Raw genomic sequence first — 26,501 nt, 5'->3', positions numbered from 1 at the left:
GAGCGGTTAAAAACCCTTTTGGTGAGCCCTATGGACACTTCCGTCTTTGAGAAATATCTCTTTGGTAAGGCCAACAGAGGAGACATTATTCTTGTGGGGTATCCATCAACATATCCTGTAGAGGAGTTCTCGTGGAGTTTCCTGATTCCGGCACTTGTTGAGAGGGGTGGGGTTGTTATAGGTGACTTCTTTGGCATTGGTGATCTTATGTTCCGGAAATACACCCGTAAGGTGTCCGGTAAGGGATACTCAAAGATAATCGAGCTCATCAAGGAAATTAAGATTGTCAAGATCGGTCCGGGCTCAGCCAGTTACGGCGAGGTGATAGAAGAAGTTGTGCCCGTCTATGACTCTCACAGCTTCCTGAAGAACTACCACACGGTCATTAACAAGATGACGCACTTCCCCACCAAGCCGGAGTACTTCGTAACCTTTGGGATTGCCCTCTACGTCCACTTTGGGGGAGATGAGGCTGTGAAAGCAATACTCACGAGCATCAGCACCATCCCTCTGGAGGAGTGGGTTGGAATCCATTTCATCAACGTCGACATTTTAAGCAGGGAGCACGTAGCGATGCTCGAGGAGATGGCCTCGATGGTTTTCTACATATCAAAAGATGGCCTGATAGTAAAGAAGGGCGGTGAGGCATTTGATTCGGGAGGGGGATAAGGTACTGCTGATAGACAGGAGGGGGAAGAGGTACCTCGTAACGGTCTCGAATAGGGAGTTCCACACGGATTTGGGTATAATCAACCTTGGGGAGCTTCTCAATAAGAGCTATGGAGACACCCTGACCAGCCACAAGGGTGAGGAGTTCAAGATACTGAAGCCAGACATCAACGACATAATAGCCAAAATGAAACGAGGGCCCCAGATAGTGCATCCCAAGGACGCGGGAATAATCATCGCCTACGCTGGAATCTCACCGGGAGATACGGTTATAGAGGCCGGCGTTGGCAGTGGAGCGCTGACGATTTTCCTAGCGAACATCGTCGGCCCGGCCGGCAAGGTTATCAGCTATGAGGTAAGGGAAGACTTCGCCAGGATAGCTCAGAAGAACGTTGAGCTGGCCGGTTTCTCTGACAGGGTCACGATAAAGCTCAAGAACATTTACGAGGGCATCGATGAGGACTACGCCGACCACATTGTCCTTGACCTTCCACAGCCCGAGAATGTTCTCCCGCATGCCGTTGAAGTCCTCAGGCCCGGGGGTTACTTTGTCGCCTACACGCCGTGCATGAACCAGGTTCATCGCTTCTTCCAGGCCCTTCAGGAGTACAGGGATCACTTCTACAAACCGAGGGTTGTAGAGGTCCTTGTCAGGGAGCACGAGGTCAAGAAGGAGTGCATGAGACCAAAAACAACGATGCTGGCACACACGGGATACATAACATTCCTTAGAAAGCTGTGAGTCCTTCTTCATTGTTCTTCGGGCTCTCTTCCTCAAAGGTCAGATAGGCCAATCCCCCAAATATCACGAGCCCTGCGATGGCCTGAACCAGGGGGTTTCCTGGAAGTACTCTCAGCGCCGGGACGTTGCCGTATATGACCGGCCAGAAGAGGGCCACAGCCGTCAGCAGGGTTGAGAGGTAATAAACGAGCCGTACCATAGTTGTCCTCCTAACCTCTCTTTGCAGAACGTTTTTTAATCTTTTCCCTACGCACCCGAGGATCCTTCCGATAACTAAACCTTTGGTTGACAACATATTTATAAACACTTTATATTGCAAACCTTTAGATGCCCAAGTTTGACCACGTGTACGGAGGTGTTCATTGTGTATAAAATCCTAGAGAAAAAGGAGATTGCCATGCGCAACACCTGGTATAAAGTTCACGCCCCCCATGTAGCCAGAAAGGTTCAACCGGGGCAGTTCGTAATCATTAGGGCCTTCGAGAACGGAGAGAGAATCCCTCTCACCCCTGTCATGTGGGATCGCGAAGAGGGCTGGATAGTTCTCGTGGTCTTCACCAGGGGAAGGACCACCATGAGAATGGCCGCTGAGCTCAAGGAAGGCGACGAGATACTCAACATTGCCGGGCCTCTCGGAAACCCCGTTCCAATGAAGAAGTTTGGGAAGATCCTCGCAATTGGGGCCTACACCGGAATAGTGGAGGTCTTCCCGATAGCCAAGGCGTGGCAGGAACTTGGAAACGATGTTACGACCCTTAACGTTACCTTTGAACCGATGGTAGTTCTAAAAGAGGAGCTTGAGGGGGCAGTTTCAAGACACATAGTTGAATCCGTTCCAATAGATCCAAATCTAGACTTCCCGGCGAACATGAGGAACGTTACCAAGAGGCTCACTGAGAAGGTTCATGAGATGCTGGAGAAGGAGGGCTTTGACCTGGTCTTCATGGTCGGCCCGGCGGGCGACCAGAGAGCGGTTTTCAACGTCGTCAAGGAGTTTGGAGTCCCAATGGAGGTTGACCTTCACCCAATCATGGTCGACGGAACCGGAATGTGCGGAGCCTGCCGCGTCACCGTTGGCGGCGAGGTTAAGTTTGCCTGCATAGACGGTCCAGAGTTTGACGCCTACCAGGTCGCGTGGGACGAGCTCATAGCGAGGAGCGGTTACTATACTGACCTGGAGGCGAAGGCCATGCAGGAGTACATGAAAGCCCTCCAGGGAGGTGGGCAGTGATGGCCCTTAAGAGAAAGCTCATTAAGGAACGCGTTCCGACTCCCGAGATCCCGGTTGGGGAAAGGATAAATTCATTCAAAGAAGTCAATCTTGGTTATACCTTCGAGCTGGCCGTTAAGGAGGCCGAGCGCTGCCTTCAGTGTCCATACAACTATGCACCCTGTATCAAGGGATGTCCTGTTCACATCGACATTCCAGGATTCATAAGCAAGCTCGTTGAGTACCGTGACAACCCTGACAAGGCCGTTAAGGAGGCTCTCAACGTCATCTGGGCCTGCAACTCTCTGCCGGCAACCACCGGTCGTGTCTGCCCTCAGGAGGATCAGTGTGAGATGAACTGTGTTATGGGCAAAGTTGGTGACAAGATAAACATCGGCAAGCTCGAGAGGTTTGTCGCCGACTACGCGAGGGAGCACGGCATAGACGAGGAGCTTCTCTTTGAGATAGTGCCCAAGATAAAGAAGAAGGGCCAGAAAGTTGCAATCATCGGAGCCGGTCCGGCCGGACTTACCGCCGCTGGCGAGCTGGCCAAGCTCGGCTACGACGTCACAATCTACGAGGCTCTCCACGAGGCCGGCGGAGTCCTTATGTACGGCATTCCAGAGTTTAGGCTGCCTAAGGAGATAGTCCAGAGCGAGATTGAAAAGCTCAAGAAGCTCGGTGTGAAAATCCTGACTGACCACATCGTCGGAAAGACCGTCACCATGGAAGAGTTGCTCGAGGAGTACGACGCCGTCTTTATTGGCTCCGGAGCTGGAACGCCGAGGTTCATCAACGCTCCAGGAATTAACCTCAACGGCATCTACTCGGCCAACGAGTTCCTGACCAGGGTCAACCTCATGAAGGCCTATAAGTTCCTGGAGTACGACACGCCCGTCAAAGTCGGCAAGCGCGTTATAGTCATTGGTGCCGGAAACACCGGAATGGACGCAGCGAGGAGCGCGAGGCGCTTCGGCGCCGAGGTCATCATCGCCTACAGGCGCGGTCCCGAGGATGTAAGTGCCCGTGTCGAGGAGGTTGAGCACGCCAAGGAGGAGGGCATCAAGTTCGAGTTCTTCCTCAACCCGGTCGAGTTCATAGGCGACGGCAAGGGCAACCTCAAGGCGGTTAAGTTCGAGAAGATGAGGCCGCTCGATGAGCGCGATAGCAGAGGTAAGAGGAAGATAGTTGGCACCGGCGAGTACGTCACCATCGAGACAGACACGGTCATCATAGCCATAGGCAAGCATCCAAACAGGCTCATCGTCAACACGCCTGGCCTGAAGGTCGAGCGCGGTAAGATAGTCGTCGACGAGAACCTCATGACGAGCATTCCAGGGGTCTTCGCCGGTGGCGATGCGATAAGGGGCGAAGCAACGGTTATCCTTGCCATGGGTGACGGGAGGAGGGCTGCCAAAGCCATCCATGAGTATCTGACGAAGAAGAGGGAAGAACAGAGAGAGAATGCCTGAGCTCTTTTTTCTGTTCTTCTCAACTTTCCTCTTACGACTACTATCTCATGCTTCTGCCCTAGAATTTGCGGCACCTTTATCAATTTCCCGACGAATAAAACTCCCGGCGATGACGAGCTCCGGAGTGGCTGAATCGGGCATGCCATGATGAAGGGCATACTGGCCGAGCCGTCAGCCTTTTAACCCCTTGAAAAGAGGATGAAACGAGCGATGAAGACCTCTAGGGTATCTGAAACTGCGATTCGTGCAGCGAAAAGATGATGAAAACCGAAGGCTGAGCTCACTCCTCCATCTCCTCGATTTCCTCCAGTATCTCCTCGAACTTCTTGAAGTCCTCACTCTTTGCCAGGAGTGTAACGAACTCGTCTATTTCTTTCTTCTCCAAGAACGCTCCAGCGAGGAGCTTGCCCGTGTAGCGGTTGTTCTTTATCTCCCAGAACATGTAGAACTCGGGGAAGTTCTCCTTAATCTTCCGGTAGGCAACGCCGTACTTGGAGTCCTTCAGCGGGTTCTGTTCGAGGTAGAAATGCCCAGGCTCGAGCTCTATCATGTGAAGAACAGCACCGCGTTTCGTCTTCACGAGTCTAACCTTAACGTCCCATTCCTTCAGAACCTTCATGGGGAACCACCGAAGGGAATAGGGCTGTAAGATACTTAAGCGTTCCGAAGCGAAAGGGAGAGAAAAGTTGAGTGCAATCAAAGGGACTTGAGATACTCCGCGTAAGTCTCGGCGTCCATGAGCTCCTTGAGCTCCTCGTCGAGGTTGCTCGGCTTGAGCTTGGCTATCCAGTTCTCGTAGGGATCCTCGTTAAGAACCTCGGGGCTGTCCTCAAGCTCCTCGTTGACCTCGACAATCTCGCCACTGACCGGAGCGTAGACCTCAGAAACGGCCTTGACGCTCTCGAGCTCACAGAGAACGTCGCCCTTGCTGACCTCTTTACCGACCTCAGGAAGCTCGACGTAGGCAAGGTCACCGAGCTCCTTCTGGGCGTAGTCGCTTATTCCGACGAGAACAGTACCGTCCTCAAGAACCTGGACCCACTCGTGGTCCTTCGTGTAGTAAAGGCCCTCCTTGACCTTGTATTCACCGACCTCAATCATGAGCACCACCAAATTCCTCTAAAACCGCTCGAGATTTAAACCTTTCCATGACGGAACCCTCTCATGGCCGGTCGAGAAGGGCTCTGAGCGTAAAAATTCCCTATTTTTGGGGAGTTCTCCGAACGGATTTCACATTTCTGGGCATTCTCTTTGCATCTACAAAAACATTATAACTTCCCGTGCTATAGATTACAACATGAGCCGCATCCCCTTCTACCTCAAAGAGAGGCTCGAGAACCTCCGAGAAAGGATTCTCCATGAGAGGTTTGAGGCGTCGAAGCTCCCGGTCTGGGAGCGGATAGTCCTCACCTGGGCCGCCCTGCTGGCATTCTGGGTGGTCATCTCTGCTAACCTCGAGCCGAGGAATCTCTTTCTGGGTGCAACGGTTACCCTGATAATTGCCTTGTTCATGAGGGACATGCTGACCGAGGACATAAGGCGGACCGGCCACGTTTTGGAGAAACTTCTCTATTTCACCTTTCTCTACCTTCCTCAGTACCTCATCATAATGGCCTTCAGGCTCATAGAAAGCAACCTCAAGGTGGCTAAAAACGTGATCTTCTTAGACATCCATCCGGGCATAGTCAAGATAAAGACTGATCTGCACTCCGATACGGGCGTTACTATCTTGGCGAACTCCATAACCCTGACGCCGGGAACTCTAACCCTTGACGTCAGCAAGAAACTCGGGGAAACTTACCTCTACGTCCACTGGATAGACCTCGAAACGCTCAACCGTGAGAAGGCCGGGGAGAAGATAAAGGGGGATATCGAGGAATGGCTCAAGAAAGTCTTCTGGTGAGTACCTTCTACCTGCTGGTCTTCACGGCGATATTGATAACCTACCGCGTGGTTAGAGGACCGACCCTGCCTGACAGGATAGTGGGGCTCAACACGATAACGACGAAGGTTGTGATGATAATAGCCATTGTATCGGTCATCCGGAAGGAGTACTATCTAATAGACCTCGCCATAGTCCTGCTCATGGTGAACGCCGTTGGGGGGTTAATTCTGGCCAAATATCTGGAGAGGAGGGCCGTTCATGATTGAGACGATACTCCTTTTGTTCGGTGGGGCGGTTATGCTCTTTGGCGCTTTGGGTATACTTCGCTTTCCCGACGTTTACACCCGCCTCCACGCGGCAACGAAGTGCGATACTGGTGGCGCGATGAGCATAATCTTAGCGCTCGTCCTCATGATGGACGCTCCGGTCCTGGTGAGACTGAAGTTTCTTGTGCTGGCCTTCCTGATAGCGATGATAAACCCCATGGTCTCCCATGCCATAGCGCGTGGGGCCTATAAGTACGGTGTAAAGCCCAAAGTAGTGGTGGACATGTATGCTTGGGACAATCCTTGATGTCGTCTTTGTGGCCATGATAATACTCGCGGTGGCCGTTGTTGAGGAAAAGAACTTGGTTAGTGCAGTTGTTAAGTACTCCCTCCTCAGCCTGCTCTTCATCTTGGCTTTATTCGAGCTCAGAGCCCCCGACGTTGCCCTCTCAGCCATAGTTGTCGGCGCGATAGTCATAGGGATATTCCTCTTTACGATAGAGGAGGTGACGAGGTGAGGAAGGTCGCTCTCCTGATAACTCTCGCACTGGCCGTCGTCCTCCTTAGCCTGGACTACTCCCACTCCTTTGGCGGAAGTTATGCCTACTACGTTGAGAACTGGGATGAAATAGGGATACCCAACCTGGTCTCGGCCATCTTAGCTGGCTGGAGGGCCTATGACAGCCTCGGAGAGGCGAGTCTGCTCTTCACCGCCGTCATTGGCTTTTACTTGCTCATTGGAGGGAAGAAGAAGTGAAGATGAGCATCGTCGTGAGGACGACCACGAAGCTCGTCAGCCCCTTCCTCGTAACCTACGCGGCTTACCTCATGCTCTACGGCCATCTCAGCCCGGGAGGAGGCTTCCAGGGTGGTGTAATCCTCGCGGTGGCGGTAATACTTCTTATCACTTCCCATGGCTATAAAAAAGTCCGGAAGAAGTTCAAATTCAACTGGGCAAGCCTCATAGAGAGCTCCGCCGGGGCGATGCTCGTACTCTTGGGAATAACTGGACTTGCGTTTGGGGCGTTCTATGCCAACTTCCTGCCCACGGAGGGCGGGATAATCCTTCCGTTCAACGTCATCGTCGGCCTTGAGGTCGGTGCGGCGTTCACGTTCGTATTCTACATCCTGCTGAGGTGGGTTGAAAGTGATTAGCCCGGAACAGGCTGGAGTAGTAATCATGCTCATCGGGACCTACGGCCTGATGGCCAAAAAGGAGCCGATAAAGCTAGTGCTCTCCATTAACGTCGTCTCCCTTGGTCTGGTTCTCTTCTTCGTGGGACTGGCATATTCGCCGGGAAAGGACGTTCCCATAATGCCCACGGACCCTGTTGATCCGCTCCCAGCGACGCTTATGCTCACCACCCTTGTAGTTGATGTCGCGATAACTTCCCTGGCCTTGGCGATTATAATGCGCATGCGGAGGGATGGGCAGTGATTTCGCTTGTGGTGGCGTTTCCGCTCCTCTTTGCCTTCTTCATCGTCCTGTTGGACACGCTGAGGGTGAAAAGGCATATAATACAGGTTTCCTTCCTGCTCGGTGCCATCCTCCCTGCCACGGTTCTCTTCATGGGCATCCCGAAGGGAGAGATAGTTGGCGGCTGGAACCGGATAAGCGGCATAGAGGTGGGAATAAGCGAACTGAACCTGCCGTTCATCGTAGGGGAGCTCATACTCTTTGCCTTTGTGGCACTTTACTCAATATCTTACTTCGACTTCAGGGACAAGAAAACACCCAAGGCTTTAGCTTTGCTACTGCTTCTCCACGCCGGCCTTCTGGGAGCGTTCATAGCGGGAGACCTCTTTAACTTCTACATCTACATGGAGATTGCATCTGTCTCGGCCTTCGCGCTCATAACCTTCTCGGGCGAGCCGAACTCTAGGAGAGCTGCCTTCAAGTACCTCATGCTCTCGCTTCTGGCTTCATACTTCTTCGTCTTCGCTATAGGGCTGATATACATGGAGACGGGCTATCTAAACCTGATCCTTATATCCGAGAACGCTGTCCCCTCAAAAGAGTTGAACGCGGCCGTTGGGATAGCCTTCGCCTCGCTGCTCCTGAAGGCAGGCATCTTTCCGCTCCACTCATGGCTTCCGGATGCCCATTCGAGTGCTCCCACTCCGGTCAGCGCGGTTCTCTCGGGGGCGGTGGTTAAAGCTCCTGCCTACGGCTTGATTCTCATGTTCTTAGCCCTTCCTGTAGGAGGGACCTTAAGGACCCTCGCCATGGGTACGGCAGTCGTGTCCATTTTCTTTGGCATAACTATGGCGCTCTTACAAAGGGACGCGAAGAGGCTGCTCGCTTACCACACAGTTTCCCAGATGGGCTATGTGCTTCTCGGGATAGCGAGTCTCAACTTCCTCGGGGCGGCATACTATGCGCTCGCTCATTCACTCTTCAAGGGTGGCCTTTTCCTGAGCGTTGGTGCTCTAGGAAGAAAAACTCGGGAGCTAGGGAAGTTCGGCTACAGAAACGTGCCAATCATGGCGCTTTCCGTGGTCATGCTCAGTCTGGCCATAGGCGGCGTTTCTCCCTTCATAGGCTCCTACGCGAAGGGTTTGATCTCTTCTGGCCTCGATGGGGCATGGAAGTATGTCCTCTACGCCGGAAGCGTCGGCACGCTGATTTCCTTCACAAAGCTCAACTACTACCTGCTAAGGGGCACCTCTGAGGACATTAAGGCTGTCTGGAAGTTTTCTTCCATCTTCCTCGCCTTCATCACCTTAGGCTCTGGGCTGTATTTAGGAGCCGTCTTTGATCCAAAGGACATCATATATGTAGTCCTGGCCATGGTTCTGTTCTTCCTCCTGAAGGCAGCGGATATCTTCAAGAAGAGAGCTCACGTCGGCTTCGGGGAAATAGGGGAGGAAGTGAACGTCCTCACGGCGGTTTTTATACTGGCAATTCTGGCATCGGTCTTACTCCAGGGGGCGTAGAACTACTTCCTTAACTTCTTTCAGCGCCTCAAGTTCTCCTCTCAGTTCTTCCAGCGTGCCACTCATCCCGCTCACGTCTATGACCGCAACTATCCCAGCCAGCTCTATGCCTTCAAGCTCCTCGGACTCGCTGAAGAGTATGTTTGCTCCGTGCTTCCCGAAGAGGCCGCTTATCTTCGCCAGAACGCCTGGCTTGTCATCTACAATAAGTTCAACTTCCACAAGCTTCTTCCCTGGTAGGGCTATCCTTTCTATGTGCACCTCATTGAGATCCGTGTCAATCTCCAGGAGGAAGTAGGCACCTTCGACAAGACCGAGCTCGTAGGCGTAATCGAGGGGTATCTCAACCTTTCCTCTCTCCTTTATTCGAACTATCTCGTAGTGCCTCATAATTGGAGCTCTCATTTAATTGATAAAAGCCTTGCCCATCAGAAACATTATTAACCCCTGTCATCATAAGAAACCAACATGGAAATCATAGGGTACGTCTTTGTAATCATAGCCTTTGCGAGGCTTCTAGCTGAAGGCTTCGAGAGACTGGGCTATCCTGGCTTCCTCGGTGAAATAACCGCGGGTATGATACTCAGCGCCATTCTGCTGGAGATGCCGAGAGATCAGATGCTTCTGATGGCCGAGCTTGGTCTCTTTTTCCTGATGATTTCGGCTGGCCTTGAAGTGACGCCGGAGGAGCTCCACTACGCCGGCAGAATAACCCTTCCCCTCTATGTGCTCACTTATATTGCAATGTTTGTGGTGACCCTGCCCTTCACGAACTGGATGATAAGTTCGGACAACATCATTGTAGCGGCGATACTGTCAATAGCGTCCGCTCCAATAGTGCTCCGTCTCAAGCGCTTCTTTGGTGAGGATTTCCTTCACGTTGCCCTCTCATACGCGGTCATAAGTGAAGTCATGAGTCTCTTCATAGTCTATATAATGGTTAGAATACATGAAAACCCCGGGAACTATACTCCCATTGTGACCAGTATCCTCAAGGATGCGGTCTTTATTGGAGGCATTATGTACATCAACTACATCATAGGCATAAAGCAGAAAGTGTACATCATAAGGTTCCTGAGGAGGCTTAAGAGTGACGAGGCCGTATTTGGACTGTTCATGGTGTTTTCAACATCACTAGCGTTCATTAGCGAAGAGATTGGTATGCACTTCAGCATAGGTGGGTTCTTGGCAGGCCTCATGATGCACAGCGACCTCGTTGGAACCAAACAATACGACAGGCTTACCACCATAGTCAGCGGCGTCACTTACGGTATCTTTGCCCCAATATTCTTTGCCTGGCGTGGTCTGAACTTTGAGACAGAGCTTTCCCTCCTTGTACTGGAGTTTTTCGCTGTGGTCTACGTCGCCAGGCTTATCCTATCGGCAGCCGTAGTTAGACACAAGGATGTTCCAACGTCCATTGTCAGGGGCGCTGGAATAGCGAGCTTCGGGGTCCTTGGCCTTCTTGTAGGTGAAATCGGTTACGTCTCGGGCGTTTTAAGCGAACACATGTACGCCATGGCCTCTCTAGCAAGCGTCCTTGGAATATTCACCTCTGCCACTCTGGGCAGAGTGGTGAATCACTACCTAGCAAAACCGCAGGAAACAGTCGATTGATGCCCCAAATCTTGTCCCCCAATGTTTTCCCAAGAGAAAGATTTTTTGACGTTCTTTCCAATATAGCGAAACGTTTTTAAGTCCCCTACAGAGTAGCGAGTGAGCGAATCCTTGCTTTGATGTATAACCGTCTAATCCGTGAGAAAGGAAAGGAGGAAGTTGGGATGAGCTGGACGACCCCGAAAAGAGCCTTTATAGGTGCCGCCACCGCAGAAGGTGGGACTAAACTTAACGCTTTCGATAACGCCCTCCTCAAGCTGGGCATAGGCAATGTCAACCTCGTTAAGCTGAGTAGCGTCATACCCGCTCACATCGAGTGGATCGACCAAGTCCACGACGTCCCAATAGGAATGCTCCTGCCGACAGTCTATGCGCACATCGAGAGCGACGAGCCCGGGATGACCATCAGCGCCGCTCTTGGCATTGGCATCAGTGAGGGCAATGCAGGCGGACTAATCTACGAGTATGCCGGATACTGCACCAAGGAAGAGGCCGAGGAAATGGTTAGGAAGATGGTCGAGGAGGGCTTTCGTGTCAGAGGCTGGAAGCTGAAGGAGTTCAAGGTCGCCTCGGCCGAAATAACCATCAGGGACAAGCCGGCTGCGGCCATAGCCGCTGTCGTAATGTTCCCCTACTGAGGGTTTAGTTTTTAAGCCCTTTCCCTTCTTCAGCTTTTAGAGGTGGAACTTATGGGATTTAACGAGCAGGAGAATGCATTCATCGAGTGGTATCCAAGGGGCTACGGAGTGGGCTTCAGGGTTAAGGAGAGGCTCTTTGAGACCCAGACTAAGTATCAGAGGCTTGAGCTCTACGAAACCGAAGGTTTCGGCAAACTCCTTGTCCTTGACGGGACGGTTCAGCTCGTCGAGATGGGTGAGGAAAGCTACCACGAGCCCCTCGTCCACCCCGTCATGCTCGCTCACCCTAATCCGAGAAGGGTGCTCATCATAGGTGGCGGCGACGGAGGAACGCTGAGGGAAGTGCTGAGGCACAAAACTGTAGAAAAGGCCATCATGGTCGAGATAGACGAGATGGTCATAGAGGTCTCCAGGATCTACATGAACGTCGCGAGGGGCGCCTTCGAGGATCCGAGGGCGGAATTGATAGTCAGCGACGGCGTTGAGTACCTCAAAAACACGGACGAGAAGTTTGACGTCATCATCGTTGACTCAACGGACCCTGTTGGACCGGCAAAGATGCTCTTCAGCGAGGGATTCTTCAGAAACGCATACGAGAAGCTCAACGATAACGGTCTGTATATCACCCAGGCGGGCAGCGTGTACCTATTCACCAACGAGCTGCTCGACGCCTACAGGGATATGGGGAAGGTCTTCGACGAAGTCCACTACTTCAGTTTCCCTGTCATAGGCTACGCATCTCCATGGAGCTTCCTCGTCGGAGTCAAGGGAGATATTAACTTCAGAAAGGTTGACCTTCAGCGCGCTAAGGAGCTTAAGCTCTACTACTACGACCCTGAGAGGCACGAAACCCTCTTTCAGATGCCAAAGTACGTGAGGGAGCTTCTGGAGAAGGTCTGACCCTCCTCCTTACTTCAATACCTTTTTGGAGGTGATTAACCCGTGCTCAAGGCAGCCTTCAAAAACACCAGAATCCCCGATGGAAGAGCGTTCATTGGCATTGGCCTCCTTGGCCTGGCGATGAGTTTTTCCCGTAATCCCGATGTTTATGATGCGTTCATACTGGTTGTCTCGCTTATCCTGTATGTTGCATATGCCTTCGCGATAAACAACTGTTTCGATGCCGATACCGATTCCCTCAACCCGGCCAAGTGGGATAAGAATCCGGTAGCCAGCGGTGAGCTGAGCTTCCGTGCTGGAGTCATATCCGCCACATTGATTATTCTCGTGGGAATTTTCCTCGCCAGCACCCTTGGCAGAGGCGAGTTCTGGATATACGTTACAATGGTTGCCCTTGCAACGATTTACTCAGCCCCACCGAGGCTCAAGGCCCGTCCGATAATCGACGTGCTCTCCCACGGAATATTCTTCGGGGTGCTGCCCTTCCTCTACGGGGCTTACTTCGATGGTATCCTCACGCGGGGGGAGATAACCATAGCCGTCGCGGTGCTCCTTTACTCCTTTGCCTTGGAGCTGAGAAACCACCTTGAGGACTACGAGAGCGACCTCAGGGCAGGCTTGAAAACCACGCCAATAGTCCTCGGCAGGGAAGCCTCAGAGACCCTCGTGGTGGTCTTCTCGGCCCTTTCACTGGTGCTCCTGCTCGCTTCCTTCAACTTCGCCCTCGGGGCACTGGGAGTGGCCGTTTACGGGTTCAAGGACAACTACAGGCTCATGGATGCTGGAGTGGTCGCTTTGCTCATCACACACCTGCTCGGGACGGTGGTGTGAATGAAGATCGCCCTCGTCAGTGACTGGTACTACCCCAAGGTCGGCGGCGTCGCCAGCCACATGCACCACCTTGCAATTCACCTCGGAGAGCGCGGTCATGAAGTGGCCATTGTTACCAACGATCTCGAGACCGGGAAGGAGGAGGAACTCGAAAGCCTTGGCATCGAACTCGTTAAGGTTCCGGGGAGGGTAAGCCCTATACTTGGGATCAACATGAGCTACTCCCTCGCATCGAGTGAAGGGCTGGGTGAATTTTTGGAGGATTACGATGTCGTGCACTCCCACCACGCCTTTACACCCCTTGCGCTCAAGGCTGTTAAAGCCGGTAGAACCCTCGGGAAGGCGACCCTGCTGACAACCCACAGCATATCTTTCTCCTACGAATCGCGGCTCTGGGAAGCTCTCGGACTGACTATCCCTCTCTTTAGCAGATATCTCCGCTATCCCCACGAAATAATAGCTGTCAGCAAGGCTGCAGAGGCGTTCATCAACCACTTCACGGATGTTCCTGTGAGGGTCATCCCGAACGGGGTAGACGATGAGATCTTCAAACCCTTGAGTAATAAGGAAAGAGACCGCCTCAAGTCAGAACTCGGTATTGAGGGAAAGGTTGTCCTGTATGTCAGCAGGATGAGCTACCGCAAGGGACCTCAAGTTCTCATCAATGCCTTCTCGAAGATAGAGGACGCGACACTCATCTTGGTTGGCTCGGGTGAGATGCTTCCCTTCCTGAAGGCGCAGGCTAAGTTCCTGAAGATGGAGGACAGGGTGCGCTTCCTTGGCTATGTGGAGAGCTCTCTCCTTCCGAAGCTCTTCGGCATGGCGGATGTCTTTGTCCTTCCATCCATTACGGCGGAGGCTTTCGGTATAGTAATTCTCGAAGCGATGGCGTCGGGCATCCCCGTTGTCGCGACGGACGTTGGGGGAATCCCCGAGATAATTAAGGAGAGTAGAAGTGGACTCCTCGTTCCACCAGGCAACGAGCTTTCGCTTAGGGATGCAATTCAAAAGCTCCTCAACGACGAGGAACTCGCGAAGTGGTTCGGAAGCAACGGAAGGAAAGCTGTGGAGGAGCGTTACTCGTGGAAAAAGGTCGCTGCAGAGATAGAAAAGGCTTATGAGGATGCACTCCTTATGGGGTAAGGGGATAATTATGAGGATGGAAGAACTCACCTGGCCTGATTTTGAGGAAGCTAAGAAATCAATAGATACGGTTCTTATTCCCGTTGGGAGTGTGGAAGCCCACGGCAGGCACCTGCCTCTTGGTACTGACGTTTTTGCCCCTCTAGAGCTCTGCAGGCGCGTGGAGGAGAGAGTGAGAAACGCGGGGAAGGACGTTCTAATAGCGCCGCCGATATGGTACGGCCATACATTCGTCCTGAACGTTTATCCCGGGACCATCAACGTTAGAGCCGATGCCTTCAAAGCCTACGTTAGGGAGGTCATCTCGGAGTTCGTCGAGGAGGGCTTCAAGAGGGTAGTCCTCATGAACGGCCATGGGGGCAACGTTTACCCTCTCGTTGAGGCGGCCGAGGAAGTTGCGGAGAGCTATCCGAACGCCGAGATATGGCTCATAAACTGGTGGATCGACTTCAGGGAGGACATACTCAGCATATGCTCCAGCCAGGGCCATGCAGGCCAGGACGAAACGTCGGTGATGCTCGCCATAAGGCCGGAACTCGTGAAGATGGACAAAGCAGTCGGCGAGAAAAGGACGAGCAGGGTTAGGGTCATCAGGAAGGACATAGGGAGGGAACTGTTTCCGGATGGAGTCAACGACGATCCCGGATCTGCGACAAGGGAGAACGGCGAGGCAATACTGGGTGTAATCAGCGAGAAGATAGCTCGCCTTCTGCTGGGTGAGGATTAATGGAAAATGAGAAAGTTCTGGAGGAACTTGATAAGCGCATAAAGCGCCTCGAGGCTGAGATAGAACTCGTGGAGAACAGACTTCGCTACCTTGATGAGATAGGCGCACCGTCCAAGTACAGGGCGTTCCGGAGAAAAGACTACTCAATCTACTATCTCCTGCTCATGGGCGTCTGGATGCTTGTGGGATTCCTCGCCCTCATGAGCATCAGGAACCGCCTCCCCGGAGAGATCAATATCCCGCTCCTGCCGTATCTCTTTGTTGCTTTAACGGCCATAGTTTTCCCGCTCATATACCTGCTGTGGAGCAAGCGGGAGGAGCCAAAGACACCAATGGATGAGCTAGAGGAGAGGGAGAGGCTCGCCAGACTTGTTTTGTCCCTCTTCTACCGTCCGCTTAGGAAGGCCATTGAGGAAGGGGACAGGGAAGCCTTGAGGAGCCTCGCCGATGAGCTTCTAACCAATCCTATCCTGGCGGAAGCCGTCGAGAGGATGAACGAGGGCGACCCGAAGCTCATGGCCTACGCGCTGTACCTCTACACCTCCTATCAGAAGGGTATGGAGGGAGAACTTAAGGAAGTTCTCTCGTCCCTCCACAACAAGCCCCTGAAGGCGCTCCTCTCGGCCCTTGCCGAGGCCTAAAGGTTAATAACCTTTCCTTCTTTCTCTTTAATCGGTGAGACGGTTGAGGTTCGAGGTTCTTAGCAAAGACGATATGAACGCCCTCTCGAGGGAGCTGAGCAGGGCTGGGATAATGAACAGGACCAAGGAAGAGGTTTCGCCCGAGATAGCACACTACATCGTCATAAGCGGCACCTATGCCGAGCTCGTTGAGAAGGCGGAGGGTATAGAGCCCCTTGAAGAGAGCCTCGAGGAGCTGAGGGCTGCCTTTGACGACATCATGGCCAACTGGGAGGTCAACCAGGGGAAGGCCCTTGAGGAGCTCTTTGACGAGTCTGACCTGGGTAAGCTGCTCATAGTCACATCACTAATCGAGACCGGTGCGGTCGTTGAGGAGGATGGGAGGCTCGTCCTCATGGAGAAACCTCTGCTGGATGGCCTGAGGGTCGAGCTGCGCTTTCCGATAGAGGAGGTTGACGAGTACCTCGAGGAGCTCGAGGAGCGCTTCGAGACGAGCATGGTGACAGAGTTCACACTTGAGAAGCACTACTACGTTGAGGTCATGGAAGTTGACAGGGAGCTCGTTGAGGCTGCACTCGAGATAGCTGAGGACTATGCAACTGAGGAGAGCATCGTTGAGGCGATGTTCGACGGTATAGCCCGCTCCGTCCTGACTGACGTCATCCTCGATCTCGCTGAAAAGCACAGAAGGAAGAACGAGCTCATTGACACCCTCCTTGAGAGAGAACCCATAGTGGTCGAGGGGAAGCACGAGAGACTAAACATATACTTTGATGAAGAAGCGATAGAAGACTTCCTGAAGGAGCTCCAAACGCTGGGCTACCTCAAGGTGAAGGGCAACAGGATATGGATCTGACATAAAGCTTAAAAATTCAATCTCCTACCAGCGACGGGGGTGGAGGAGATGGCGGTGTTGAAGGCCATCAAGTTCAAGGACAGGGACGGAGAGCTCTACTTCCGCTGCCCCAGGTGCGGGATGGTCTTCCGCAAGAGCAAGGACTATGTGAGGCACATCAACAAAGCGCACGGCCATCTCTTCAGAAAGGCCTGATTCTTCCCTTTTTCTGGGATGAAGAAAAGATTAAGGGTCTGAACCGTGATGAGCGGTTCGGGCTTGCTGACCGTTAGTCTCTGATTACTATCTCTTTCGTTAGCTTGACGATGAACGTCTTCCCGACCTTTTCTCTTGTGACGAGCTCCTTCTTCTCGAGTTCCTGGATGATTCTGCTTATCGTTGGCCTTGAGTAGCCGGTAAGCTCCGGAAGCTCTTCCTGCTTGACAATCCCGCCCCTCTCAAGGATTGCCCTGACAACTATACGCTCTTTCTCGGTGAGAACCTCGATAGGCACCTTGTTTGCCGCCCAGCGCTTCTTGGCGTAGTAGAGCGAAACCGGCACTGCGACTGCCAGAGACAACATCACCGCAGCGATGACCATGACCCAGTTAGTTCCTTCTTCAGGTTTGGGCACGGTTATCTCTATGTTCTCCTTCACCCAGTAGGTCTCGTAGCCCAGGGACTCTATCTTCTTCTGGACATCCTTTGACATTCCTGCACCGATCAGGATGACAAGATCTGGGTTGAGTTTCTGTATTGCGTTGGCCGTTGAGTCTGACAGAGCGTCCTCCTGTGTGAGGAGCAGAGGATCGCCATAGTTCATTGCCCATCTTGCCGCCGCCAGAGCCGAACCGTAATCACTGGAGCTTGCGACAACAACGGTCTCCGCGCCGTTGGGGTAGAAATGGAGGGCCAGCTTTGCGGCGGTTTCTGTTCTAACGGCCCCACCTATCCTTTCGACCACAAAGCCTATGTTCAGCAGTTCGTCCTGAACCTCGTTGCTTACGGCCTGAGAGTCTCCTATGATAAGTACATGGCTCCAGCCGAACTGAGCGTAGGACTGGAGCTGGGCCAGCGTTCCAGGATCGAGTTCCTTCGGATCGACAGGCAGAATAGGGACACCGAGCATTTTGGCGTAGGGCCACGCCACGATGTAATCTATCAGATCATCATTCCTCACGATTATCAGGTCGTATTTTGGGGTCTCCTCTTGAGCGGCGGAGAGGGGCAGTGTGAGGGATGAAACCATGAACAGGATGAGCACCAAGGCAATGGCCCTTTTAACCATTTTATCACCTGAAAAAAGAGTGGGGAAAGCTCCTTAAAAGGTTTTTCAAAGTTCCAGGATCTCGCCCGGTTTGAGGATGATGACCTCCGCCTTGTCTCCGACGAGCTTCTTGAACTCTTCCGGGTCCGCGGCGATCGGTGGCCAGGTGTTGTAGTGCATCGGAACGACTTTCCTCGGCTTAAGAAGCTCCACAGCCTTTGCGGCCTCCTTCGGTCCCATTGTGAAGTGACCACCTATCGGGAGTAAAGCCAGGTCAATCGGCCCGTAGAGTTCGTTGAGGAGTTCCATGTCCTTGAACACGAAGGTGTCGCCGGCGTGATATATCTTGACTCCATCGAGCTCGATTACGTAGCCGCAGGCGTTTCCGATACTGTACTTACCATCGCTGCTGGAGTGCCAGGCTGGGACTTGGACTATCTTGATCCCATCAACCTCGGTCGGACCATAGTTCATTCCGATAGTTGTTATACCAGGGTTGTTCTCGACGAGGTAATTGGCTATGTCGTACATGGCGACTATCTTGGCACCAGTTCTTTTGGCTATCCCTACGGCGTCACCAATGTGGTCACCGTGGGCGTGGGTTATTAAAATCAGGTCTGCTTCGAGCTCTTCCGGCTTTGCGGCAGCTGCAGGATTGCCGGTCAGGAAGGGATCTATCAGAATCCTTTTGCTTCCGACGATCTCGAAAGCAGCGTGGCCCAAAAACCTCACCTTCACCATGTCATCACCTCCGACGGATATAATAACCAGAACTTACTTAAATCTTTCGACTTCTCTGGAAGTGGGCAATGATGGTCTTTTTAGCCCATTGGGGCTTTATTTATTCTCTTCCATGCCCATATCTGCCTCACTGTCCTTTTTAGGAAAGCTTATATAGAATTCCGCCGAGTCTAGCTCGGTGATGTGATGACGTTTGATTACTTCTTTAAACCCAAGGCCATAGCTGTTATTGGAGCTTCTAATGACCCCCTCAAGTTAGGCTACGAGGTCTTCAAGAACCTCAAAGATTACAAGGACGGCAAGGTTTACCCGGTTAACGTCAAGGATGAGGTCGTTCAGGGCGTCAAAGCCTACAAAAACGTCAAGGACATCCCAGATGAGGTTGAGCTCGCGGTTGTCGTCGTCCCGAAGAGGTTCGTGAAGCAGACGATAATCGACTGCGGCGAAAAGGGCGTCAAGGGGATAATCCTCATAACAGCGGGCTTCGGCGAGGTTGGCGAGGAGGGCAAGAGGGAGGAGCGCGAGCTTGTCGAGATAGCCCACCGGTACGGCATGAGGATCGTCGGACCGAACTGCGTCGGCATAATGAACACCCACAACGACATGAACGCCACCTTCGTAGCCAACGCCAAGAAGGGGGACATCGCCTTCATCAGCCAGAGCGGAGCTCTGGGAGCTGGAATCATCTACAAGACCATCAAGGAGGGCATAGGGTTCTCCAAGTTCGTCAGCATAGGCAACATGGCCGATGTTGACTTCGCCGAGTTCATGGAGTATTTGGCGAACGACCCGGAGAGCAAGGCCATAGCACTCTACATCGAGGGCATCAAGGATGGAAGGAAGTTCATGGAGGTCGCAAAGCGCGTTACCAAGAAGAAGCCGGTCATAGTCCTCAAGGCTGGAAAGAGTGAGAGTGGAGCCAGGGCAGCCTCAAGCCACACGGGTTCTCTTGCTGGTTCATACAAGATATACGAGGCCGCATTCAAGCAGAGCGGCATCATCGTGGCTGATACTATAGATGACATGCTAAGCATGGCGAGGGCTTTCACCCAGCCATTGCCGAAGGGTAAGCGCGTCGCGATAATGACCAACGCCGGCGGGCCAGGAGTCCTCACTGCGGATGAAATTGACAAGCGCGGCCTCAAGCTTGCAAACCTCGAGGAGAAGACGATGGAGGGACTCCGCTCCTTCCTCCCGCCGATGGCAGCGGTGAAGAACCCTGTTGACATGATAGCGAGCGCGAGAGGCGAGGACTACTATAAGACTGCGAAGCTCCTCCTCGAGGATCCGAACGTTGACATGCTCATAGCGATATGCGTCGTCCCAACCTTCGCAGGAATGACGCCAACCGAGCACGCTGAAGGCGTCGTCAGGGCGGTTAAAGAGGTCAACAACGGCAAGCCCGTTCTTGGACTCTTCATGGCCGGCTACATAAGCGAGCCCGCCAAGGAGGTTCTCGAAAAGGCAGGCATTCCAAGCTACGAGAGGCCGGAAGATGTTGCTTCTGCCGCTTATGCCCTTGTCGAGTTCGCGAAGGACGTTGGAGTTTTGAAGGAAGGAAAATGAGGTGATTTTGGATGGCGAAGGTTACCGACATAGTGTTGTGGGACAAGCCCGGGGAGAAGGTTATCCTCCTCGGTAACCAGGCCATAGCCAGAGGAGCGCTTGAGGCCAACATAGCGGTTTTCGCGGCATATCCTGGAACGCCGAGCTCAGAGCTCACCGACACTATGGCTATGGTTGCTAAAAAGGCCGGTGTTTACATGGAGTACTCGACCAACGAGAAGGTTGCCTTTGAGACCGCTTTGAGCGCCGCCTGGGCCGGATTGAGGGCTATGACGGCAATGAAGCACGTTGGTTTAAACGTCGCTGCTGACACCTTCATGAGCGCCGTCGGAATGGGTGTCGAGGGCGGCTTCGTCATAATGGTGGCGGACGACCCAAGCATGTGGAGCAGCCAGAACGAGCAGGATACCCGTGTTTACGCTAAGTTCGCCAACGTCCCGGTTCTAGAGCCGATTTCACCTCATGAAGCCAAGGAGATGACGAAGTACGCCTTCGAGCTGAGCGAGAAGTTTAAGCATTTCGTTATCCTCAGAACCACCACTAGGAGCTCCCACGCGAGGGGAGATGTCGTTCTCGGCGAGCTTCCAGAGGAAATAAAGACCGGTAAGAGGAAGTTCGGTGAGTTTAAGAAGGATCCGAGCAGATTCGTCGATGTTCCAGCCAACGCCAGACGCTTCCACCCGCAGATACTAGAGAAGATCGAGAAGATCCGCGAGGAGCTTAACAACTGCCCATTCAACTGGATAGAGGGTAAGGAAGACGCCAAGGTCGGTATCATCGCTCCCGGTCTGAGCTACGCCTACGTTAAAGAAGCCCTTGCCTGGCTCGGCATCGAAGACGTCAAAATCCTCAAGCTTGGAACGCCCTTCCCTGTCCCCTACGGCCTGCTCGAGAAGTTCATTGACGGCCTCGAGAAGGTTCTCATCGTTGAAGAGCTCGAGCCCGTCGTTGAGGAGCAAGTCAAGACCTGGGCCTACGACAAGGGCCTCACCATCCCGATTCACGGCAAGGATCTCGTCCCGAGGATTTACGAGATGACCACGAGAAGGGCCGTCGAGGCCATAGCGAAGTTCCTCGGCCTTGAGACGCCCATAGACTTCGCCGAGCTTGACGAGAAGTACAAAAAAGTTAGTGAGATGGTCCCGCCGAGGCCGCCGAGCCTCTGTCCTGCCTGTCCTCACAGGAACACCTTCTACGCCATAAAGAAGGCCGCGACGCCTAGGGCGATATTCCCGAGCGACATCGGCTGTTACACCCTCGGTGTTCTCCCGCCGCTCAAGGCCGTCGATACAACCGTCGCGATGGGCGGTTCGATCGGAGTTGCCCACGGTCTCAGCATAGCCCTCAACGGCTCTGTCGCTGAGGATGAGCACAAGGAGGGCAAAGAGAAGAAGGTCATCGTGGCAACCATTGGAGACTCGACCTTCTTCCACACGGGACTTCCGGCTCTGGCGAACGCCATCTACAACCGCTCCAACGTCGTCATAGTTGTCGTGGACAACCTCGTCACGGCAATGACCGGCGACCAGCCGAACCCGGGAACGGGCGACACCCCGCACGGACCGGGTAAGCAGATCAAGATCGAAGAGGTCGCCAGGGCACTCGGTGCAGACTTTGTTGCGGTCGTTGACCCCTACGACATAAAGGCCACCACCGAGACCATCAAGAAGGCCCTCCAGGTTGAGGGTGTGAGCGTCGTTGTTTCGAGAAGGGTCTGCGCCCTCCACAGGATCGGCGAGCTCAGAAGGGCCGGAATCAAGTGGCCGCTATACCAGGTCAACGAGGAGAAGTGTACCGGCTGTAAGATATGTATCAACGCCTACGGCTGTCCTGCGATCTACTGGGATGCTGAGAGCGGCAAGGCCAAGGTCGATCCGCTCATGTGCTGGGGCTGTGGCGGATGTGCGCAGGTCTGTCCGTTCGATGCCTTTGAGAAGGTCAGGGAGGGAGAGCTATGAGGGAGTACAACATCGTTATCACCGGAGTTGGCGGCCAGGGTATCCTCACTGCCGCCAACCTTCTTGGTTGGGCCGCCCTCCACGCCGGCTACAAAGTGAGAGTTGGTGAGGTTCACGGCATGAGCCAGCGCTTCGGTAGCGTTATCGCTTACGTCCGCTTCGGCGAGGACGTTTATGGCGCAATGGTTCCTGAAGGAAAGGCCGATGTTATCCTAAGCTTCGAGCCGGTTGAGGCTCTCCGCTATATCAACTACCTCAAGAAGGGTGGCCTGGTCTTCACTAACGCGAGGCCGATTCCGCCGGTTCAGGTCTCCATGGGCCTCGCCAAGTACCCGAGTCTCGAGGAGATAAAGAAGGTCGTCGAGGAGGACTTTGAGGCTAAGTTCATGGCTTTCGACGCCGAAGAGCTCGCCATGAAGGCCGGCAACGTCATCACCACGAATGTCGTCCTCATCGGCGCACTGACCCAGACACCGGGCTTTCCGCTCGACGCCGAGCACGTCAAGGAAGTCATTCGCGTAAGCGTCCCGCCGAAAGCCGTTGAGGTCAACATGAAGGCCTTCGACCTTGGAGTCCAGGCGGCAAAAGAGATGCTGGGGCTCTGATGCCCCTGTTTTTCTTAAATCCCCCACCACTCCCTCTGTATTTCTACCACACTCTCCACAGTTTTTATTGCTTCGTAGCCTGGATGGGCGATTTCTTCGACGTCTTTCTCGTTTAAATAGCCCTCTATGAAGGCAGGCAGACCTTTCTTCAGCCCAACGTTGTAGCCACCCTCGAGGATTACAGCGAGGGAGTACCTGGACAGCGTTGAGCCCGCATAGCGGAAGAACCTTTCCGTTAGTCTGAGCATCGTGAGGTACTCGCCGCGAAAGCCATCAAAGCCTGCGGATACTAAAACGACCTCCGGTTTGATTTCCTCAAGGATCGGCAGTACGACCTCTCTCCAGGCGAAGATGTAGTCGTCATCAGTAGAGTAATGCGGCATGGGTATGTTTATTTTTGTTCCTTTTGCATCTCTGCCGCCGATGTCGTGCTCGTAACCGCTCCATGGATAGATGTCGCGCTCGTGGAGGTCTATGTGGATTATGTTCGGGTCGTTCCAGAATATCTCCTGAGTGCCGTTGCCGTGGTGGGCATCGAAGTCTACGATAACGACCTTTCCTTTGAGTTCCTTCAGAGTGTATGCGGCGAATGCAGCGTTGTTGAATATGCAGAAGCCTAAAGAAGGGGCGTTGAAGGCCCTGCCGTCTTTGCCTGCGTGGTGCCCGGGCGGTCTAACTAGGGCAAGATAAAGGCCTTTCTTCTCCATGGCGGATAGAGCGACCTCTTTTGAAGCCCCTAACGCCTTCAAAGCCGCCTCCCAGGTTCCAGGGGAAACGTAGGTATCGGGATCGAGGTAGTCAAAACCTGTGCTCAGTTTTCTAATGAGTTCAACGTGTTCGCGTCCGTGAACTTTAAGAAGTTCGGTTATGGTCGTGTCCTCCGGCTCCCTCACGTTGATCCATAGGTTGTGCTCTTTAAGTCCCTCGATTGCGTACTCAAGTCTGCTCGGATTTTCGGGATGGTACTCTTTTGGCCTGTGTTCACGGAAAATGGGAGAGTACAAAACTTCATAGGCGGGCAAGGCCCGCGTCCTCCAAGGGCTTACCACTCTTCCTCTTCGTCTTCCTCGATGAGCCCGTACTTCTCAAGCTCCCTGAGGAGCTTCCTAACAGCCTCCCAGGCGTCGTGCTCGCTCTTGGCTCCAGAGCAGACTATCTTTCCTGAGGAGAAGAGCAGTATAACGGCTCTTGGCTCCTTAACGCGGTAGATAACGCCCGGGAACTGCTCGGGCTCGTACTCACAGTTGGGCAGGCTCAGAGCGACGGCATCGAGGTTGAACTCCATTCCTATATCGCCGCTGAAGACCATGTTCTGGATGTCTATCTGCGGCGCGCGCTGGAACTTGGCACCTATACGCTTGAGCATCTGGATGAGCTTGTTGACAGCCCTCTCGATGTCCTCGACGCTCTTGGCACCGGTGACGACGAGCTTGCCGGAGCTGAATATTAGCAGGGCCACCTTCGGCTCCTCGAAGCGGCATATTATTCCAGGGAACTCTTCGGGATTGTACTTGGAATTGGGGCATATTTCGATGACCTTCTCAAGGTTGAGTTGAGTGAATAAGTCCACAGAAGCGACAATATTCTCAATCCTGAGCTTTACATTGCTCATGTCGACCAAGGCTTACACCTCCAGATGGTGGGTTTAAAAACCCTTTATAAATGAACGCAAGGAGTTTTTAAAGGTTTAGGTCGTTCAAGTGTTAAAAGTAAAAGAATACTGGTTCATAGGTAAGCCTCGACGAGCACCTTTCCAGCCTCTGTGAGGCTATTCTCGCCGAGGAATCCAAGTGCCCTCAGCATTGTTAGGACTTTCTTTATCTCCTCATCGCTGAGGCTTAGGTACTTCTTAATGACGTCGATCTCGTCCTTCCTGTATCTACAACGCCGAACTCCTTGGCTTCTCTGCCCCACCCGGTTAACCAGTAGGTGTCTTTGTTCTTCATGAATTTTCTCTCGAGGAGTTCCTTTGATTCGAGCAGGTGAAGTATGGCTCCGAGATCATCGACCTTGGCAAGCTTCTCGATCTCGGTGTAGGTGGGCAGTATCTCTGGGTTGGCCTCGTGCTTCTTCTCTATCTCTGCTATCGCCTTGAGAACTTTGAGCTCGTCTGCAAGCAGGTAAATGGGCAGTACCTTCTCCTCAACCCTTCCCATGGCCTCGTAGGTCTCCATGACGGTCTTACCGAATTCGGTGATTCCTTTCTAATCGGTGAAGCCTGGGCATCGCTGCCCTCACTCCTCTTTCCGGCCTTGAGAGCTTCAAAATCTTCTTTCCTCAGGATTATAGTCCCGGCGAAGACGGGAATCATGCTTGCGGCCCTGAGTGCGAGCTTGTCAGCCGGTGTTGTGGTGAAGGCTCTACCACTCTCCGTTGCCGGCGAAATCAGGAGCAGTCTCGTGGCCTGCAGTGCATTGACGAGGTTGTCCTCGTAGAGCTTCGAGTTCTTGTAGTTCACCAGCTCGTCGAGTGTTCCAATCTTGGGCATCCCTCTCAGGAAGGAGACTATCTCGGGTGTGAGGTAGACTATCGGGTGGCTCTCGCGGTATATCTGGAGAAGTTCTCTGCTGAGGTCGTTGACACTGTTCTCGTCGGCGAGTTGCCTCTCCCTGAGGAGCTTCATCCATTCCTCTGGAATCTGGCCGGTCTCGACAGCCAGTTTGAGTATCTAGATTATTTCATCTCCCTGAGAATCTCCAGGTGCCTCCTCTTCAGGAACATCATCATTCCTCCGGTTGTTTTCTGCACTTTTCCTCACTCGAATTTTTTAAAACTTCGGTAACTAAAAATTGAGAAGGCTTAAAAAGGCTCACAACAAGGACGAATTGGTGAGAATATGAGAAACACGATGGTATTGGTAAGGACTGACAACTTTCAGAAGGCCAGCATAGCACTGGCCGACCTCGTCCGCTACGGCGGCATGAAGATAAGGGGGGATCCGAGGATAATACCTCCCGTACTCTCTGATTGGGCGTTTGAGAAGATAAGCGGTGAGAAGCCGAGGAAAAAGTTCAGGGCCCACGTGATAGCGCAGATAGATTTGCCTCCAGCTAAGGCGATAGGCAGGCTGATGGATATTCATCCACCTGCTCACATTCTGGTTATTCCCCCCGATACAGAGGTCTGGGAGGAGTTAATTCGTATGTGGGGAACCTTCGAGAAGCTCAAAGGCTTCCACCCGCCGAAGAGAACGAAGGCTGAGAAGCTCAAGAAGAAGAGGGAGGAAGATCTGGAGGAGTTCTAAGTCCTCACTTTTTCCTCTTCCGAATCTTGATGTTGGCTATATCACCAAGTGTCGGTTCGTAGTCCTTTGGAATTGTGACCTTCTCTTTAACTTCTTCTTCAACTCTCTCGATGAGTGTTATCTTGAAGTACTTCTCGAGCTTCTTCGCTTCCTTTATCGTGGGCTCACGGTAGCCGTGGGCTATCGCGCGCAGGTCCTTCATCGAAAGGCCAATTTCATGCGAAAGCTCCTCGTAGCTCTTGCCCGAGCGCTGTATGGCCCTGTAAACCCTCTCAGCGAAGTCCTCGACTATCTCCTCTGTGTAAAGAGGTCTTTCCGTCCTCGGCTTGGGAGCCGGCTTGGGTTTTGGCCGTGAGTAGGTCCTCCTGACTGGCTGCCTGCCCGTGGGCATTATGCTGAAGCCTGCCTTTTTCCTTCCATACTTCTCATAACAGCGGTCGCAGACGAGAACCTCGGCTCCTTCGAGCCTTATCCTGTGACCTGGACCCCTTATGGGCGCGCCGCATATCTCGCAGTACTTCGGCTTAGCCTTCGCCATTTCAATCACCTTCTGACTCCACCTAAAGCTCGGAGCTATCCTTTTTAAACCCCTCGATGAGCTTATATT

At 53.1% G+C, this 26,501-nt stretch carries 37 protein-coding genes; 25 read left to right on the top strand and 12 right to left on the bottom strand.

Annotated elements, in window-relative coordinates:
* Positions 1–30: 30 nt before the first annotated feature.
* Positions 31–669 (top strand): DUF257 family protein, encoded by a 639-nt coding sequence (locus E3E33_RS07280; RefSeq protein WP_167711392.1) that lies wholly within the window; start codon positions 31–33, stop codon positions 667–669.
* Complete coding sequence (locus tag E3E33_RS07275; RefSeq protein WP_012572301.1) at positions 650–1,411, top strand: tRNA (adenine-N1)-methyltransferase; 762 nt, start codon at positions 650–652, stop codon at positions 1,409–1,411. Before E3E33_RS07280 ends, E3E33_RS07275 begins: the two co-directional genes overlap by 20 nt.
* On the opposite strand, the gene E3E33_RS07270 is transcribed toward E3E33_RS07275, so the two are convergent.
* On the bottom strand, positions 1,398–1,610 hold the full coding sequence (locus E3E33_RS07270; RefSeq protein WP_012572300.1) for a hypothetical protein: 213 nt from the start codon (positions 1,608–1,610) through the stop codon (positions 1,398–1,400). The two genes, E3E33_RS07275 and E3E33_RS07270, sit on opposite strands and share 14 nt — an antisense overlap.
* A gap of 165 nt (positions 1,611–1,775) precedes the next feature.
* On the opposite strand from E3E33_RS07270, the gene E3E33_RS07265 reads away from it, so the two are divergent.
* Both E3E33_RS07265 and gltA read left to right on the top strand, forming a co-directional pair.
* On the top strand, positions 1,776–2,642 hold the full coding sequence (locus tag E3E33_RS07265) for a sulfide/dihydroorotate dehydrogenase-like FAD/NAD-binding protein (RefSeq protein WP_167711327.1): 867 nt from the start codon (positions 1,776–1,778) through the stop codon (positions 2,640–2,642).
* Entirely contained in the window at positions 2,642–4,093 is a 1,452-nt protein-coding gene (gene gltA, locus E3E33_RS07260; protein WP_167711328.1) for an NADPH-dependent glutamate synthase, read from the top strand. Before E3E33_RS07265 ends, gltA begins: the two co-directional genes overlap by 1 nt.
* Positions 4,094–4,373: 280 nt before the next feature.
* Here the strand turns inward: gltA and E3E33_RS07255 are convergent, their stop codons facing one another.
* Positions 4,374–4,712, bottom strand: coding sequence for a hypothetical protein (locus E3E33_RS07255; RefSeq protein ID WP_167711329.1), 339 nt, complete (start codon positions 4,710–4,712; stop codon positions 4,374–4,376).
* A 77-nt stretch (positions 4,713–4,789) separates the two neighbouring features.
* Entirely contained in the window at positions 4,790–5,194 is a 405-nt protein-coding gene (gcvH, locus tag E3E33_RS07250) for a glycine cleavage system protein GcvH (RefSeq protein ID WP_167711393.1), read from the bottom strand.
* A 196-nt stretch (positions 5,195–5,390) separates the two neighbouring features.
* Between gcvH and E3E33_RS07245 the strand changes: the two genes are divergently transcribed.
* Genes E3E33_RS07245 through E3E33_RS07210 form a run of 8 tightly spaced genes read left to right on the top strand, consistent with a single transcriptional unit; the run spans position 5,391 to position 9,181 of the window.
* Entirely contained in the window at positions 5,391–5,996 is a 606-nt protein-coding gene (locus E3E33_RS07245; RefSeq protein ID WP_167711330.1) for a monovalent cation/H+ antiporter subunit E, read from the top strand.
* Positions 5,972–6,244: a monovalent cation/H+ antiporter complex subunit F gene (locus E3E33_RS07240; RefSeq protein ID WP_012572294.1), complete on the top strand. Its 273-nt coding sequence runs from the start codon at positions 5,972–5,974 to the stop codon at positions 6,242–6,244. Before E3E33_RS07245 ends, E3E33_RS07240 begins: the two co-directional genes overlap by 25 nt.
* Positions 6,237–6,551 carry a monovalent cation/H(+) antiporter subunit G gene (gene mnhG, locus E3E33_RS07235; protein ID WP_167711331.1) on the top strand — a complete coding sequence of 105 codons (315 nt, stop codon included), beginning with the start codon at positions 6,237–6,239 and terminating at the stop codon, positions 6,549–6,551. The genes E3E33_RS07240 and mnhG overlap by 8 nt, the downstream gene beginning before the upstream one ends.
* Positions 6,532–6,762: a hydrogenase subunit MbhD domain-containing protein gene (locus E3E33_RS07230; RefSeq protein ID WP_012572292.1), complete on the top strand. Its 231-nt coding sequence runs from the start codon at positions 6,532–6,534 to the stop codon at positions 6,760–6,762. The genes mnhG and E3E33_RS07230 overlap by 20 nt, the downstream gene beginning before the upstream one ends.
* Entirely contained in the window at positions 6,759–7,001 is a 243-nt protein-coding gene (locus tag E3E33_RS07225) for a hypothetical protein (protein ID WP_012572291.1), read from the top strand. The genes E3E33_RS07230 and E3E33_RS07225 overlap by 4 nt, the downstream gene beginning before the upstream one ends.
* Positions 6,998–7,399: a Na(+)/H(+) antiporter subunit B gene (locus E3E33_RS07220; RefSeq protein WP_012572290.1), complete on the top strand. Its 402-nt coding sequence runs from the start codon at positions 6,998–7,000 to the stop codon at positions 7,397–7,399. Before E3E33_RS07225 ends, E3E33_RS07220 begins: the two co-directional genes overlap by 4 nt.
* On the top strand, positions 7,392–7,682 hold the full coding sequence (locus tag E3E33_RS07215) for a cation:proton antiporter subunit C (protein ID WP_048055085.1): 291 nt from the start codon (positions 7,392–7,394) through the stop codon (positions 7,680–7,682). The genes E3E33_RS07220 and E3E33_RS07215 overlap by 8 nt, the downstream gene beginning before the upstream one ends.
* Positions 7,679–9,181, top strand: coding sequence for a proton-conducting transporter membrane subunit (locus E3E33_RS07210; protein ID WP_012572288.1), 1,503 nt, complete (start codon positions 7,679–7,681; stop codon positions 9,179–9,181). Before E3E33_RS07215 ends, E3E33_RS07210 begins: the two co-directional genes overlap by 4 nt.
* Here the strand turns inward: E3E33_RS07210 and E3E33_RS07205 are convergent.
* The gene (locus E3E33_RS07205) at positions 9,164–9,571 is read right to left on the bottom strand and encodes an ACT domain-containing protein (RefSeq protein ID WP_012572287.1); all 408 of its coding nucleotides are present in this window, start codon (positions 9,569–9,571) and stop codon (positions 9,164–9,166) included. The two genes, E3E33_RS07210 and E3E33_RS07205, sit on opposite strands and share 18 nt — an antisense overlap.
* A 78-nt stretch (positions 9,572–9,649) precedes the next feature.
* On the opposite strand from E3E33_RS07205, the gene E3E33_RS07200 reads away from it, so the two are divergent.
* The 9 genes from E3E33_RS07200 (at position 9,650) to E3E33_RS07160 (ending at position 16,729) form a co-directional block, all read left to right on the top strand.
* Positions 9,650–10,798 carry a cation:proton antiporter gene (locus E3E33_RS07200; protein WP_012572286.1) on the top strand — a complete coding sequence of 383 codons (1,149 nt, stop codon included), beginning with the start codon at positions 9,650–9,652 and terminating at the stop codon, positions 10,796–10,798.
* Between the two features lie 164 nt (positions 10,799–10,962).
* Positions 10,963–11,436 (top strand): pyruvoyl-dependent arginine decarboxylase, encoded by a 474-nt coding sequence (locus tag E3E33_RS07195; protein ID WP_167711332.1) that lies wholly within the window; start codon positions 10,963–10,965, stop codon positions 11,434–11,436.
* Positions 11,437–11,487: 51 nt separating this feature from the next.
* Positions 11,488–12,336 (top strand): polyamine aminopropyltransferase, encoded by an 849-nt coding sequence (gene speE / locus E3E33_RS07190; RefSeq protein WP_012572284.1) that lies wholly within the window; start codon positions 11,488–11,490, stop codon positions 12,334–12,336.
* Positions 12,337–12,378: 42 nt separating this feature from the next.
* A complete protein-coding gene (locus tag E3E33_RS07185; protein WP_167711333.1) occupies positions 12,379–13,167 on the top strand; it encodes a UbiA family prenyltransferase in 789 nt (262 codons plus the stop codon).
* Positions 13,168–14,310, top strand: coding sequence for a glycosyltransferase family 4 protein (locus E3E33_RS07180; protein ID WP_012572282.1), 1,143 nt, complete (start codon positions 13,168–13,170; stop codon positions 14,308–14,310).
* A gap of 10 nt (positions 14,311–14,320) precedes the next feature.
* Entirely contained in the window at positions 14,321–15,037 is a 717-nt protein-coding gene (locus E3E33_RS07175) for a creatininase family protein (RefSeq protein WP_167711334.1), read from the top strand.
* Positions 15,037–15,678: a membrane protein gene (locus tag E3E33_RS07170; protein ID WP_012572280.1), complete on the top strand. Its 642-nt coding sequence runs from the start codon at positions 15,037–15,039 to the stop codon at positions 15,676–15,678. Before E3E33_RS07175 ends, E3E33_RS07170 begins: the two co-directional genes overlap by 1 nt.
* Positions 15,679–15,721: 43 nt before the next feature.
* Positions 15,722–16,534, top strand: coding sequence for a hypothetical protein (locus E3E33_RS07165; protein ID WP_167711394.1), 813 nt, complete (start codon positions 15,722–15,724; stop codon positions 16,532–16,534).
* Positions 16,535–16,582: 48 nt separating this feature from the next.
* Positions 16,583–16,729 (top strand): C2H2-type zinc finger protein, encoded by a 147-nt coding sequence (locus E3E33_RS07160; protein ID WP_012572278.1) that lies wholly within the window; start codon positions 16,583–16,585, stop codon positions 16,727–16,729.
* Positions 16,730–16,802: 73 nt separating this feature from the next.
* Here E3E33_RS07160 and E3E33_RS07155 read toward each other — a convergent pair whose 3' ends face one another.
* Both E3E33_RS07155 and E3E33_RS07150 read right to left on the bottom strand, forming a co-directional pair.
* Positions 16,803–17,801 (bottom strand): cell wall-binding repeat-containing protein, encoded by a 999-nt coding sequence (locus tag E3E33_RS07155; RefSeq protein WP_012572277.1) that lies wholly within the window; start codon positions 17,799–17,801, stop codon positions 16,803–16,805.
* 45 nt (positions 17,802–17,846) lie between these two features.
* The gene (locus tag E3E33_RS07150) at positions 17,847–18,521 is read right to left on the bottom strand and encodes a metal-dependent hydrolase (protein ID WP_167711335.1); all 675 of its coding nucleotides are present in this window, start codon (positions 18,519–18,521) and stop codon (positions 17,847–17,849) included.
* A gap of 186 nt (positions 18,522–18,707) precedes the next feature.
* On the opposite strand from E3E33_RS07150, the gene acs reads away from it, so the two are divergent.
* From acs to E3E33_RS07135, 3 genes are read left to right on the top strand one after another with little or no spacing between them, the layout of a single operon-like run.
* Positions 18,708–20,087 (top strand): acetate--CoA ligase alpha subunit, encoded by a 1,380-nt coding sequence (gene acs, locus E3E33_RS07145; protein ID WP_167711336.1) that lies wholly within the window; start codon positions 18,708–18,710, stop codon positions 20,085–20,087.
* Between the two features lie 11 nt (positions 20,088–20,098).
* Complete coding sequence (gene iorA, locus E3E33_RS07140) at positions 20,099–22,045, top strand: indolepyruvate ferredoxin oxidoreductase subunit alpha (RefSeq protein WP_012572274.1); 1,947 nt, start codon at positions 20,099–20,101, stop codon at positions 22,043–22,045.
* Positions 22,042–22,650, top strand: a complete 609-nt coding sequence (locus E3E33_RS07135) for an indolepyruvate oxidoreductase subunit beta (RefSeq protein ID WP_012572273.1) — start codon at positions 22,042–22,044, stop codon at positions 22,648–22,650. Before iorA ends, E3E33_RS07135 begins: the two co-directional genes overlap by 4 nt.
* 14 nt (positions 22,651–22,664) lie before the next feature.
* Here the strand turns inward: E3E33_RS07135 and E3E33_RS07130 are convergent, their stop codons facing one another.
* From E3E33_RS07130 to E3E33_RS07120, 5 genes are all read right to left on the bottom strand, one after another.
* Positions 22,665–23,672 (bottom strand): histone deacetylase family protein, encoded by a 1,008-nt coding sequence (locus E3E33_RS07130; protein WP_167711337.1) that lies wholly within the window; start codon positions 23,670–23,672, stop codon positions 22,665–22,667.
* A gap of 20 nt (positions 23,673–23,692) precedes the next feature.
* Complete coding sequence (locus E3E33_RS07125; protein WP_012572271.1) at positions 23,693–24,271, bottom strand: TATA-box-binding protein; 579 nt, start codon at positions 24,269–24,271, stop codon at positions 23,693–23,695.
* Between the two features lie 104 nt (positions 24,272–24,375).
* A complete protein-coding gene (locus E3E33_RS10985) occupies positions 24,376–24,564 on the bottom strand; it encodes a DUF505 family protein (RefSeq protein WP_342764293.1) in 189 nt (62 codons plus the stop codon).
* Positions 24,489–24,806 (bottom strand): DUF505 family protein, encoded by a 318-nt coding sequence (locus tag E3E33_RS11090; protein ID WP_255452929.1) that lies wholly within the window; start codon positions 24,804–24,806, stop codon positions 24,489–24,491. The genes E3E33_RS10985 and E3E33_RS11090 overlap by 76 nt, the downstream gene beginning before the upstream one ends.
* Positions 24,734–25,273 (bottom strand): DUF505 family protein, encoded by a 540-nt coding sequence (locus E3E33_RS07120; protein WP_255452930.1) that lies wholly within the window; start codon positions 25,271–25,273, stop codon positions 24,734–24,736. Before E3E33_RS07120 ends, E3E33_RS11090 begins: the two co-directional genes overlap by 73 nt.
* A 213-nt stretch (positions 25,274–25,486) precedes the next feature.
* Between E3E33_RS07120 and E3E33_RS07115 the strand changes: the two genes are divergently transcribed.
* The gene (locus tag E3E33_RS07115; RefSeq protein WP_012572268.1) at positions 25,487–25,894 is read left to right on the top strand and encodes a DUF356 domain-containing protein; all 408 of its coding nucleotides are present in this window, start codon (positions 25,487–25,489) and stop codon (positions 25,892–25,894) included.
* A gap of 4 nt (positions 25,895–25,898) precedes the next feature.
* Here the strand turns inward: E3E33_RS07115 and E3E33_RS07110 are convergent, their stop codons facing one another.
* The gene (locus tag E3E33_RS07110; protein ID WP_012572267.1) at positions 25,899–26,432 is read right to left on the bottom strand and encodes a multiprotein bridging factor aMBF1; all 534 of its coding nucleotides are present in this window, start codon (positions 26,430–26,432) and stop codon (positions 25,899–25,901) included.
* Between the last annotated feature and the right edge of the window lie 69 nt (positions 26,433–26,501).

The sequence above is a fragment of the Thermococcus sp. GR5 genome (assembly GCF_012027535.1).
Taxonomy (GTDB): domain Archaea; phylum Methanobacteriota_B; class Thermococci; order Thermococcales; family Thermococcaceae; genus Thermococcus; species Thermococcus onnurineus.
Note: the sequence above shows the minus strand (reverse complement) of the source record. Positions and strands in the feature narration are given on the sequence as shown.